10 protein-coding genes are annotated in these 12,138 nt (G+C 65.6%); all 10 read left to right on the plus strand.

The features are described from left to right. Nucleotides 1-86 precede the first annotated feature (86 nt). Nucleotides 87-1,220: an FtsW/RodA/SpoVE family cell cycle protein gene (locus AC1DRP_RS28790; RefSeq protein ID WP_441489315.1), complete on the plus strand. Its 1,134-nt coding sequence runs from the start codon at nt 87-89 to the stop codon at nt 1,218-1,220. Nucleotides 1,221-1,225: 5 nt separating this feature from the next. Further along, nucleotides 1,226-2,326, plus strand: coding sequence for an undecaprenyldiphospho-muramoylpentapeptide beta-N-acetylglucosaminyltransferase (gene murG, locus AC1DRP_RS28795; protein WP_476770261.1), 1,101 nt, complete (start codon nt 1,226-1,228; stop codon nt 2,324-2,326). 71 nt (nt 2,327-2,397) lie between these two features. Continuing rightward, nucleotides 2,398-3,810 carry a UDP-N-acetylmuramate--L-alanine ligase gene (gene murC / locus AC1DRP_RS28800; RefSeq protein ID WP_476770262.1) on the plus strand — a complete coding sequence of 471 codons (1,413 nt, stop codon included), beginning with the start codon at nt 2,398-2,400 and terminating at the stop codon, nt 3,808-3,810. Next, nucleotides 3,807-4,733 carry a UDP-N-acetylmuramate dehydrogenase gene (murB, locus tag AC1DRP_RS28805; RefSeq protein ID WP_441505336.1) on the plus strand — a complete coding sequence of 309 codons (927 nt, stop codon included), beginning with the start codon at nt 3,807-3,809 and terminating at the stop codon, nt 4,731-4,733. The genes murC and murB overlap by 4 nt, the downstream gene beginning before the upstream one ends. Nucleotides 4,734-5,011: 278 nt before the next feature. Next, nucleotides 5,012-5,926, plus strand: a complete 915-nt coding sequence (locus AC1DRP_RS28810) for a D-alanine--D-alanine ligase (RefSeq protein ID WP_441505337.1) — start codon at nt 5,012-5,014, stop codon at nt 5,924-5,926. Continuing rightward, complete coding sequence (locus AC1DRP_RS28815) at nt 5,893-6,855, plus strand: cell division protein FtsQ/DivIB (protein WP_476770263.1); 963 nt, start codon at nt 5,893-5,895, stop codon at nt 6,853-6,855. The genes AC1DRP_RS28810 and AC1DRP_RS28815 overlap by 34 nt, the downstream gene beginning before the upstream one ends. A 29-nt stretch (nt 6,856-6,884) precedes the next feature. Continuing rightward, nucleotides 6,885-8,177 (plus strand): cell division protein FtsA, encoded by a 1,293-nt coding sequence (gene ftsA, locus AC1DRP_RS28820; RefSeq protein ID WP_069879824.1) that lies wholly within the window; start codon nt 6,885-6,887, stop codon nt 8,175-8,177. Between the two features lie 105 nt (nt 8,178-8,282). Next, nucleotides 8,283-9,983: a cell division protein FtsZ gene (ftsZ, locus tag AC1DRP_RS28825; RefSeq protein WP_441489310.1), complete on the plus strand. Its 1,701-nt coding sequence runs from the start codon at nt 8,283-8,285 to the stop codon at nt 9,981-9,983. Between the two features lie 310 nt (nt 9,984-10,293). After that, entirely contained in the window at nt 10,294-11,238 is a 945-nt protein-coding gene (lpxC, locus tag AC1DRP_RS28830; protein WP_441489309.1) for a UDP-3-O-acyl-N-acetylglucosamine deacetylase, read from the plus strand. Between the two features lie 175 nt (nt 11,239-11,413). Beyond that, a partial coding sequence (locus AC1DRP_RS28835) for an outer membrane protein assembly factor BamD (RefSeq protein WP_476770264.1) occupies nt 11,414-12,138 on the plus strand: 725 nt, incomplete at its 3' end.

Genomic DNA, 12,138 nt, shown 5'->3' on the forward strand with positions numbered 1-12,138 from the left:
GAATCAATCGGTTAACCAATCGTTGCCAATGTGATTCGCTGAAACGGGCGGCTGAATTTCGCCCGTCTGGTTGATGGAGCCAGAGCATGGTCTCACGCGCGGAACCCAGTCTCAGCGGTCGCTGGTGGTGGTCGATCGACCGCATCATCCTGTCGACCCTGGTGACGCTGATGGTCTCCGGTGTCGTGCTGCTGATGGCGGGCGGGCCGCCGGTGGCCGAGCGGCTCGGTCTTTCGACCTTCCACTTCGTCAACCGACAGGTGTTCTACCTGCTGGCTGCCTTTGCCATCTTCCTCGCGGCCTCGTTCCTGACGCCCCGGCAGGTCCGGCGCGCGGCGCTTTTGATTTATGTGGTCGCGCTCGCGATGGTGGTGGCGACGCTGTATTTCGGCGTCGAGGTGAAGGGCGCGCGTCGCTGGCTGACGCTCGGCCCGCTCGGCTCCGTCCAGCCGTCTGAATTCCTGAAGCCTGCATTCGTCGTGCTCGCTGCCTGGGCCTTTTCGGAGGGCATGCGCCGGCCGGACCTGCCGGGTACGCTGATGGCGTTCGCGCTGTTGCCGCTGACGATCACGCCTCTGGTCCTGCAGCCGGATTTCGGCCAGACGGTGCTGGTCAGCCTCGTCTGGGGCGGGCTGTTCTTCGTTGCCGGCCTGCACTGGTTCTGGGTGGCGGGTCTCGGTGGCGCCGGCATGTTCGGCCTGCTCATCGCCTATCAGCTCGTTCCACATGTGCGCGCCCGCATCGAGCGCTTCATGGACAAGGGCTCTGGCGACACCTTCCAGGTCGATACCGCGCTCGAGAGCTTTGCTCAGGGCGGCTGGCTCGGCAAAGGGCCGGGCGAGGGCACCGTGAAGCGCATCCTGCCCGACGCGCATACCGATTTCATCTTCGCCGTGACGGCGGAGGAGTTCGGCATCGTCGTCTGTATCCTGCTGGTGGCACTCTTCGCCTTGATCGTGCTGCGCGCACTCTTCGTGGCCCAGAAGGCAGAGGATCCCTTCATCCGTCTCGCGGTGACGGGGCTGGCGCTGCTGTTCGGCATCCAGGCTGCGATCAACATGATGGTCAACCTGCACATGATGCCGGCCAAGGGCATGACCTTGCCGTTCATTTCCTATGGTGGCTCCTCGCTGCTCTCGCTGGCGTTGGGTACAGGCTTCCTGCTGGCCCTGACCCGCAAACGCCCGCGTGCCGAGGGCTTTGGTGAATTCGGGCGTTGACGGACATGGCACAGCGTCCGCTCGTCGTTCTCGCCGCAGGTGGCACCGGCGGCCACCTCTTTCCCGCCGAGGCGCTGAGCCACGCGCTGCACCGCCATGACGTGCGCGTCGCGCTCGTCACCGACGCGCGCGCGGTCGAGTATGCCGGCGGCTTCCCGGCCGAGTCCGTTCACCCGGTCCCGGCGGCGACGCCGTCCGGTCGCTCGCCGCTCAAGATGGCGGGCGCGGCGCTCGAGCTGATGAAGGGCGTCCTCGTCGCGCGTCGCGTCATCAAGACGCTGCAGCCTGCGGTCGTTGTCGGCTTCGGCGGTTATCCGACCGTTCCGCCGGTGCTCGCCGCCTCATTCGCCGGCGTTAAAACGATGGTGCATGAGCAGAACGCCGTCATCGGCCGCGCCAATCGCTTCCTGTCTGGTCGGGTCGACATCATTGCGACGGGCTTTGCCGAGGTCGGTGGCCTCGATGCCGCTCGCGCCGCAAAATGCAGGCAGGTCGGCAATCCCGTTCGCCCCGCGGTCATTGCCGCCGTCTCTCCCTATGCCGATCCGTCGACAGGGCCGCTGAGGCTGCTCGTTTTCGGGGGCAGCCAGGGTGCCCGGATCATGGCCGATATCGTGCCGCCGGCGATTCAACTGCTGACGCCTGCGGAACGAGGCCGTCTCCACATCGTGCAGCAGGCCCGCGCGGAGGATGGCGAGCGCGTCAGGCGGATCTATTCCGAACTCGGCGTCGCAGCCGAGATCGCGCCCTTCTTCAAGGACCTGCCGACGCGCATGGGTGCAGCGCATCTCGTGATCGGCCGGGCGGGCGCCTCGACCGTCGCCGAGCTCACCGTGATCGGGCGGCCGTCGCTGCTGGTGCCCTTGCCGGGCTCGCTCGATCAGGACCAGGCCGCCAATGCCGCGGTGCTCGAGCGGGCGGGCGGCACCATCCGCATCCTGCAGCCGGAATTCACGCCGCGCCGGCTGGCGGGCGAGCTCTCGGCCCTGATCGCAGACCCGTCGCGCTTGACTGCCATGGCCGACAGCGCCAAGAGCGCGGGAATTCCCGATGCGGCCGACCGGCTTGCCCGCCTGGTTCTGCAGGTCGCAGGGATCACGTTCTGAGGCATGTCTTGACGGAAAGCTGGTTCCCACCTTTTCGCGACATGTCGTAATCCGCAGGAGACACCTGACCCATGAAGCTGCCGCCCAAGCTCGGCTCCATTCATTTCGTCGGCATCGGCGGCATCGGCATGTCCGGTATCGCCGAGGTGCTGCATAATCTCGGCTACAAGGTCCAGGGTTCGGACGCGTCCGACAATGCCAATGTCCGTCGGCTCGCGGACAAGGGCATCAAGACCTTCGTTGGCCATGCCGCCGAGAACATCGAGGGGGCGGAGGTCGTCGTCGTCTCCACGGCGATCAAACGCGACAATCCCGAACTCACGGCCGCGCGCGAGCAGCGCCTGCCCGTGGTGCGCCGCGCCGAAATGCTGGCCGAACTGATGCGGTTGAAATCCTGCGTCGCCGTAGCCGGCACGCATGGCAAGACGACCACGACCTCGCTGGTTGCGACCCTGCTCGAGAAGGGTGGGCTCGACCCGACGGTGATCAATGGCGGCATCATCAACGCCTATGGCACCAATGCGCGCATGGGCGAGAGCGACTGGATGGTGGTCGAGGCCGACGAGTCGGACGGCACCTTCCTGAAGCTCCCTGCCGACGTGGCGATCGTCACCAATATCGATCCCGAGCATCTCGACCACTTCAAGACCTTCGATGCGATCAAGGAGGCCTTCCGCTCCTTCGTCGAGAACCTGCCCTTCTACGGCTTCGCGGTGATGTGCATCGATCATCCCACGGTGCAGGGCCTCGTCGGGCAGATCGAAGACCGGCGCGTCGTGACCTATGGCGAGAACCCGCAGGCGGATTTCCGGTTGATCGACATCGATCTCTCCGGCGGACAGGCCCGGTTCACGCTGCTGATCCGCGACCGCAAGCGTGGGCGCGACGAGGTCGTGCGCGATCTCGTGATGCCGATGCCCGGTCACCACAATGCGCTCAATGCCACCGCCGCGATCGCGGTCGCCTATGACCTCGGCATTCCGGTCGAGAAGATCCGCGAGGCCCTTGCCGGTTTCGGCGGCGTCAAGCGCCGCTTCACCAAGACCGGCGAGTGGAACGGCGCACTGATCTTCGACGATTACGGCCACCAYCCSGTSGAGATCGCCGCCGTGCTCAAGGCGGCGCGCGCCTCGACTAGGAGCAAGGTCATCGCCGTGGTGCAGCCGCATCGCTATACGCGGCTTTCCAGCCTGTTCGACGATTTTGCGGCCTGCTTCAACGATGCCGATACGGTGATCGTCGCCGACACCTATGCCGCCGGCGAGGCTCCGATTCCCGGTGCCGACCGGGATAGCCTCGTCTCAGGTATCAAGGCGCGCGGCCACCGCCATGCGCTGGCCCTGGAGGCTCCCGAGAAACTCGCGGGCATGGTGGCGGAGTTCGCGGGGCCGGGCGACTATGTCGTGCTGCTGGGCGCCGGCAACATCACGCAATGGGCCTATGCGTTGCCGGGCGAACTCGCCGGGCTGGGTGGCAAGCAGTGAGCTTCCCCGACATCACCCCCGACCTTCGCGCGGCCGCGCCCGAATTGCGCGGTAGGCTCCTGGCCAACCAGGAGATGGCAGGGCTGACCTGGTTCCGCGTCGGTGGCCCGGCGCAGGTGCTGTTCACGCCGGCTGACGAGCAGGACCTGGCCTATTTGTTGTCCAGGCTTCCGGCCGAGATTCCTGTCACGGTCGTCGGGCTCGGCTCGAACCTGATCGTGCGCGATGGTGGCATTCCCGGCGTCGTCATTCGACTCGGCGGCAAGGCGTTCGGCGAGATCTCGCTCGAAGACGGCAACCGGTTGCGCAGTGGCACGGCGGTGCCGGACGTCAAGGTGGCGCGGGCAGCCGCCGATGCCTCGCTCGACGGCCTCGCCTTCTATCGCGGCATCCCCGGTTGCATCGGCGGCGCGCTGCGAATGAATGCCGGTGCTCACGGCGGCGAGACCACCGATGTGCTCGTCTCGGCGCGTGGCGTGACCCGCAAGGGCGAGATCGTCACGCTCTCCCATGCGGAGATGGGCTTCACCTACCGCAATAGCGCGGCAGCGACGATGGACATAGTCTTCACGTCGGCCCTGTTCCAGGGGCGGCCAGGCGATCAGGCTGCGATCTTTGCGGAGATGGACCGGGTAACGGCGGCTCGCGAGGCCGCTCAACCGATCAAGGAGCGCACCGGTGGCTCGACCTTCAAGAACCCGCCCGGCGGCAAGGCCTGGCAACTGATCGACGCTGCCGGCTGCCGCGGATTGCGGGTCGGCGGTGCCCAGGTCTCCGAGATGCATTGCAACTTCCTGATCAATGCCGGCGGCGCGACGGCCGCCGATATCGAAGGTCTGGGCGAGGAGGTTCGCCGCCGGGTCAAGCAGACCTCGGGCTTCGAGCTGCACTGGGAGATCAAGCGGCTCGGCGTCGCGGTATAGGCCGCTGGGAAACGAATGGTCGCCAGCACCCGGCGTGGTCGCGCGATCAAGACGTCGCCATGGGGCGGCCCCGCGAAACCACTGACCGGTCAGCCATGTGTCGGCCTGCCCGAGTGCGATCGGGGGAGTGTGTAACGCAGTCCGCGCCTTCGCCCGGACTGCGCCTCGCCGCAGGATGTGTCGTGGGAGGCGATGTTTCGATCGCCTCGCCGCCGCTGCGTTAACGCGTCGTTAACCATGCTCCCCCGAGGGTCTCGGGGAAGCGGAGTAGCGATTCAATGACCAAACACGTCGCAGTCTTGATGGGCGGATGGTCCGTCGAGCGGGAGGTCAGCCTCAATACCGGCGACGGCTGCGCGAGGGCCTTGGAGAGCGTCGGCTACCGCGTGACGCGAATCGATGTGCAGCGCGATATTGCCGATGTGCTGGATCGGCTGCGCCCGGACGTCGCCTTCAACGCGCTTCATGGCCGCTTTGGCGAGGACGGCACCATCCAGGGCCTGCTCGAGATTCTGCGCATTCCCTACACCCATTCCGGGGTGCTCGCCTCGGCGCTCGCACTGCGCAAGGACAGGGCGAAGACGGTCGTTGCGGCTGCCGGGGTTCCGGTCGCGCGCGGCGTTACCCTGTCGCGCTTCGAGGCCGCCAAGACGCACCCTCTGCCGCCGCCCTATGTGCTGAAACCCGTCAATGAGGGGTCCTCGGTCGGGGTCATCATCGTGAAAAAGGGGCGCGAACATCCTCCGCAGGAAGTGGCGCGGGAGGACTGGCCGTGCGGGGACATGTTGCTGGCCGAGAGCTTCGTCGCCGGGCGGGAGCTGACCTGCGCGATCATGGGCGACAAATCCCTTGGTGTGACCGAGATCCGGGCCGCGACGGGCGAGTTCTACGACTACGATGCGAAATACACGAAAGGTGGTTCGATCCACATCTGCCCGGCTCAAATTTTACCAAAAATTTACCAGCAGATCGAAGAGTGTGCGTTAACGGCGCATCAAGCAATCGGGTGCCGGGGCGTCAGCCGTTCTGACTTCCGCTACGACGACGAGACCGACACTCTCGTCTGGCTGGAGGTCAATACGCAGCCCGGGATGACCGAAACCAGCCTGGTGCCCGAGTTGGCTGCCCACGCGGGCCTGAACTTCGGTGAGCTCGTCAAATGGATGGTGGAGGACGCCTCCCTCGATCGATGAAAGCGGCGGCGGTGCCTGCCCGACGTTCATCGATGCCGGCCGCAGGGCCGCAACTTCTGGTCGGCGAGCGTTCGCGTCGCTGGTTCCGGTCGTCGCGGCGCAGTGCGGTGGCCCTCCCGCTGTGGCAGCGCCTGCCGCAGCGGATCGGGACCTGGCTGGCTCTTGGGTTTCTTGGATTGAGTATCGGGACAGGCTTCGTGCAGGGCGGACATGTCGAAACGATGCAGGAGAACTACGGCGAGCCGCGCCATATGCTGGCGCGCCTGGTCGGGCTCGGCGTCGACAGGGTGACGATCTCTGGAATCTCGGAGCTGTCCGAGATCGAGGTCCTGATCGCTGCAGGAATCGATTCGAAGACCTCGGTCGCCTTCTTCGATGCCGACGAGGCGCGCCGTCGCCTCGAGGCGACGCCGCTGATTCGCCAGGCGACGGTTCGCAAGCTCTATCCCAGCGAGATCGCGATCACGCTGACGGAGCGTGAACCCTTCGCCCTCTGGCAGGTGAAGGGCGACCTTTTCCTGATCGCAGCCGATGGCACGGTCATCGACAAGATGGATGATGGCCGCTTCGCCCATCTGCCGCTCGTCGTCGGCCCAGACGCCAATACCCGCGCCCGTGAATACGTCGCACTGCTCGCCGACGCTGGACCATTGGCGCCGCGCATCCGTGCGGCCAGCCTGATTGCCGGCCGGCGCTGGAACCTCAAGCTCGACAACGGCATGGATATCCGCCTGCCGGAGATCGCGCCGGGGGAGGCCATCAAACGTCTCGCCGGCCTCGAAACGGATTTCAGGCTGCTGGACAAGGACCTGCTCGCCATCGACCTGCGCCAGCCCGATCGGGTGGTGATGCGGTTGACGGAAGAGGGGGCGGCGACCCGCGCCGAGCAGCTCAAGAGCAAGACCAAGAAGAAGGGAGGCGAGGCGTGAACTTCACCTCTCAGGGCCTGACACCACGGATGCGTCCGCTTTCGTCGCGCAAGAGCGCGACCTTGTCGATTCTGGACGTCGGAACGAGCAAGGTGGTCTGCCTGATCGCCGAGCTGAACCCGGCCGAGGCGAACGAGCGGTTGCGCGGGCGCACCCATGTCGCGCGCATCATCGGCATCGGCCATCAGCGTTCGCTCGGCGTGAAGGGCGGCGCCATCATCGATCTCGAAAACGCCGAACGCGCGATCCGGGCCGCTGTCGATGCGGCCGAGCGCATGGCCAAGGTCGAGGTCCAGTCCGTCATCGTCAACCTGACCGGTGGGCGCATCGGCTCGCAGCATTATGCCGCCAGTGTCGACCTGCGTAGCGGCTCGGTCAGCGATTCCGATGTGAAGCGGGTTCTCGCGGTCGCCGCGACGCATGCGATCAAGCCCGGCAAGGCGGTGATGCACGCATTGCCGACCGGATATGCGCTCGACGGCGTGCCGGGCGTGCTTGATCCGCGCGGCCTCGTCGGCGGCAAGCTCTCCGTCGACATGCATGTCGTCGCCAGCGAGGCGGCTGCTGCCCGCAACGTCATGCTGGCGGTCGAGCGTTGCCATCTCGAGGTCGAGGCGGTCGTCGCGTCTCCCTATGCTTCCGGTCTCTCGGTTCTCGTCGACGACGAGGCCGAAATGGGCGTCGTCGTCGTCGACCTGGGCGGCGGCACCACCAGCCTCGGTGTTTTCTCGGGCGGCCATCTGGTCCATGCCGACGCCATTGCGGTCGGTGGCAATCACATCACCATGGACGTGGCGCGTGGGTTGTCGACCCGTGTCTCGGCCGCCGAGCGGCTGAAGACGCTGCACGGATCGGCGATCTCCAGCGCTTCGGACGAACGCGACATGATCTCGGTGCCGCAGGTCGACGATGACGAGCGCGACACCCCGAACCATCTGGCGAAATCGCATCTGATCCGCATCATCAAGCCGCGGGTCGAGGAAATCCTCGAGCTCGTGCGTGACCGGCTCAACGCTGCCGGCTTTTCGGCCCAGGCCGGCCGCCGCGTCGTGCTGACGGGCGGTGCCTGCCAGTTGACCGGTTTGCCGGAGACGGCGCGCCGGCTGCTCGGCGGCCAGGTCCGCACCGGCCGGCCGCTCGGGATCAAGGGCTTGCCGGAGGCTGGCAAGGGACCAGCTTTTGCGACCGCGGTCGGCCTGCTGGTCTACCCGCAGGTCGCTCATGTCGAACATTTCGAGCCTCGCGCGAGCGGCGCTTACTTCGCGACGGGGACGGACGGGTATTTCTCGCGTGTCGGGCGTTGGCTGAAAGACAGTTTCTAAGGGTATCGGGCCGGGCGGCGCGGCGCCGTTCCGACCCAAGAGTAAAATCGTAGCAATCGGGACGGCTCCCGCCAGGCGCCGGACAAGAAATCGAAAGAGGCAACCATGGCGATGAATCTGCAAGCCCCTGACATCCGGGAGCTAAAGCCCCGGATCACCGTGTTCGGTGTCGGCGGAGCCGGCGGCAACGCGGTCAACAACATGATCGAAGCCGGCCTCGATGGGGTCGATTTCGTCGTTGCCAATACCGATGCGCAGGCTCTGGCGCTCTCGCGTGCTTCGCGCATCGTGCAGATGGGCCTGCAGGTCACCGAAGGCCTCGGCGCCGGCTCGCAGCCGGAAGTCGGGCGTGCGGCGGCGGAAGAGGTGATCGACGAGATCCGTGATCACCTTGCCGGCGCGCACATGGTCTTCATCACCGCCGGCATGGGCGGCGGCACCGGCACCGGTGCGGCCCCTGCGATCGCCCGCGTCGCCCGCGACATGGGTATACTGACTGTCGGCGTCGTCACGAAGCCGTTCCAGTTCGAGGGCCATCGCCGCATGCGCATGGCGGAGGCTGGCATCTCGGAGCTGAACGAGGCGGTCGATACGCTGATCGTCATCCCGAACCAGAACCTGTTCCGCGTCGCCAACGAGACCACCGGCTTCGCCGATGCCTTCGGCATGGCCGACCAGGTGCTCTATTCCGGCGTCGCCTGCATCACCGACCTGATGGTCCGCCCCGGCCTGATCAATCTCGACTTCGCCGACGTTCGCGCCGTGATGCGCGGCATGGGCAAGGCGATGATGGGCACCGGCGAGGCGCAGGGCGAGAAGCGTGCGCTGACCGCGGCCCAGGCTGCGATCAACAATCCGCTGCTCGACGATGTCTCGATGAAGGGCGCGCGTGGCCTGCTGATCTCGATCACCGGCGGGCGCGACATGAAGCTCTATGAGGTCGACGAAGCTGCCACCCGCATCCGCGAAGAGGTTGATTCCGAGGCCAATATCATCGTCGGTGCGACATTCGACGAATCGCTCGAGGGCGTCGTGCGCGTCTCCGTCGTGGCCACCGGTATCGACAAGCCGATCAGCACCCAGGCTGAAATGGATGATACCGAAGCCCGTATCGCCCAGGTTGCCGAGCGTCTGAAGGCCGAAGCGCGTCTGCGCAACACCGCAGCCGCACCGCGTGCCGCGGCTCCGGTTCATGCCGAGCCTATGCTGGAGATGCGTGCGCCTGTGAATGTCGAGACCGTGCGCCAGTCGGCTCCGGTGCAGCCGAGCGTTGCGGAAGACATCCGCATCGAACCGGTGCAGCCGCGTCCGGTGATCGCGGCCGCTCCGGTGAGCCAGCCGATGATGCATGAAGAGCCGATGATGCGTCACGAGGACAGCTTCATCGCCCCGGCCCCGGAGCGTGCGGTCGTCCGCCCGACGCGGATGCCGCGGATCGAGGACCTGCCGATGCCGGCGCAGAACCAGATCGCGGCGAGCCGCGGTGCGCAGTCCGTTCCGCAGCCTCCGGCCCAGGCCGACCAGAAGCGCATGTCGCTGATGCAGCGTCTCGCCTCGGTTGGTTTCGGTCGCAAGGATGAGGACGAGGCCCAGCCGCAGGCGCCGGTGCGCCACGCGCCGCCGCCGATGCAGCCTGCCGCTCCGGCGCCGAGCGCTGCCCATGCCGAATACATGCGCCGGCCGGCTGTGCCGGCCTCGCGCCCGGCGCAAGGCCAGCTCGACCAGCTGGGCCGTGCTGCGCCGAATCGCAGCAGCGAAGAGGATCAGCTGGAGATTCCCGCGTTCCTGCGCCGCCAGGCGAACTGAGCGCTACAGCGCCTGCGACAGTTGTAACAGAGCCCGGAGCGAACCCTCGCTCCGGGCTCTGTTTACGTTTGAAAAACCATATACTTCAATGGGATGGTTATTTTTCTCTGATTGAGTTCGCTTGTTACAGAGCGAAAGAAAGCGTGATTTTGTCGGCATCCACCTAAGGCGTATGTTGCGCTTGCCCCAAAGGGGGATGACGGCATCGGCAACCGCCAGGCGCCGCCCAACTGAAGGACCGCAGACGACCGTCAGGCAGCCCGTAGCGTTGTGCAGCCGAGATCGTTAGCGTTCGAGATTGGATACCGGAATGAATTTTGATCGGCAGACCACACTCCGCGCTCCCGTGTCCTTGAAGGGAATCGGTGTTCATTCCGGAGCCCCCGCCGGAATCTGCCTCAAGCCGTCCAACGCGAACTCCGGCATCGTCTTCCTCCGCAAGGAGTCCGAGGGCGGCCCCTCGCACCTGATCCATGCCCGCTACAACAAGGTGAGCGCCGCTGAGCTCTGCACCGTGATCGGCGATCGCGGTGCCGCCTCCGTCGCGACCATCGAGCACCTGATGTCGGCCTGCGCCGGCCTTGGGCTCGACAATGTCCTGATCGAGATCGACGGCCCCGAAATGCCGATCATGGACGGCAGCGCGGCGGAATTCGTCACGGCGATCGAAGATGTCGGCATCGTCACGCTCGGTGCGAACCGCCGTTATCTCAAGGTCCTGCAGCCGGTCCGCGTCGAGAAGGGGCGCGGCTTTGCCGAGCTCGCGCCGTTCGACAGCGGCTTCCGCCTTGATGTCGAGATCGATTTCGACACCCCGGCGATCGGCCGTCAGCGCAAGATCTTCGACCTCGAGCCGGTCGCCTATGCCCGCGAGATTTCGCGTGCCCGCACCTTCGGTTTCATGCGCGAAGTCGAACAGCTCTGGAAGGCGGGTTTCGCGCTTGGCGCCTCGCTCGACAACACTGTCGCGATCGGCGACGACAAGGTGGTCAACCCCGAAGGCCTGCGCTACGCCGACGAGTTCGTGCGCCACAAGGTGCTGGACGCAGTGGGCGATCTTGCGCTGGCCGGCTATCCGATTCTCGGCGAGTTTCGCTCCTATTGCGGCGGTCACCGCATGAATGTGACCGTTCTGGAAGCCTTGTTCGCGGATCGCGCGAATTACGCGATCGTCGAGGCCGAGCCGGTCTATGCGCACCGTGCCGTGCAGATGGCCGTTGCGGCCCCCGCGGCCTTCGCGCCCGATCTGCACTGAGCAGTCGAACAGTTTCGCGCGCGCCTTGCATTCGCCTGCTTTTTATCGAATGCAGCATGGGCCCCGCATGTTCGTAACCTGCCTTTCCCCGGTAGCGTGAGCGCTGCGTCTGAGGTAAAGGCATCCTTCGCCATCTTGCGGTGACGAGCGAAAGAGGACGGACGACGTGAGCGTCATGCGGCTGAATAACCCGACTTCCCAAAGCGCCCGACCGATGCGGATGGGCGTTGCCCTGACGCTCGGCGCCGCCTTGCTGCTCGGCGGCTGCGACACGATGTCGTCGCTCAATCCGTTCGACAAGCCTGAGGTCTACAAGCCGGAAATCATCGCGGATGTGCCGGCCGACAAGCTCTATAACGAGGGGCTGGCTCGCTCTCAGAATGGCGACAGCGAAGGCGCGGTCAAGAAGTTCGAAGAGATCGACAAGCAGGCGCCGTTCTCGCCCTACGCGAAAAAGGGCTTGATCATGGTTGCCTATACGAATTTCCAGGCGGCCAAGTACGAGGACGCGATCACGGCGTCCAAGCGCTTTCTGGCGCAGAACCCCGCCAGCCCTGATGCTGCCTATGCGCAGTACATCATGGCGATGTCCTATTATAACCAGATCCCGGACGCGACGCGTGACCAGGAGCGCACCGAGCGCGCGCTTGCCGCGATGCAGGAGCTGCTCGATCGCTATCCGAAGTCCGAATATGTGATCGACACYCGCGAGAAGATGCTGGTTGCGCGCGATCAGCTCGCGGGCAAGGAGATGAATGTCGGGCGCTACTATCTCGAGAAGCGCAACTATACCGGTGCCGTGAACCGCTTCCGCGACGTCATCACCAAGTACCAGACCACGCGCCATGTCGAGGAGGCGCTGATGCGCCTGACCGAGGCCTATATGGCGATGGGCATCAC

Source organism: Allobosea sp. 01N443 (genome assembly GCF_056399325.1).

Excerpts from the sequence above, each read along its gene's own strand:
- AC1DRP_RS28815 (WP_476770263.1), top strand. The coding sequence starts at position 5,893 with ATGGATGGTGGAGGACGCCTCCCTCGATCGATGAAAGCGGCGGCGGTG.
- AC1DRP_RS28790 (WP_441489315.1), top strand. The coding sequence starts at position 87 with ATGGTCTCACGCGCGGAACCCAGTCTCAGCGGTCGCTGGTGGTGGTCG.
- ftsZ (WP_441489310.1), top strand. The coding sequence starts at position 8,283 with ATGGCGATGAATCTGCAAGCCCCTGACATCCGGGAGCTAAAGCCCCGG.
- murG (WP_476770261.1), top strand. The coding sequence starts at position 1,226 with ATGGCACAGCGTCCGCTCGTCGTTCTCGCCGCAGGTGGCACCGGCGGC.
- ftsA (WP_069879824.1), top strand. The coding sequence starts at position 6,885 with ATGCGTCCGCTTTCGTCGCGCAAGAGCGCGACCTTGTCGATTCTGGAC.
- lpxC (WP_441489309.1), top strand. The coding sequence starts at position 10,294 with ATGAATTTTGATCGGCAGACCACACTCCGCGCTCCCGTGTCCTTGAAG.
- AC1DRP_RS28810 (WP_441505337.1), top strand. The coding sequence starts at position 5,012 with ATGACCAAACACGTCGCAGTCTTGATGGGCGGATGGTCCGTCGAGCGG.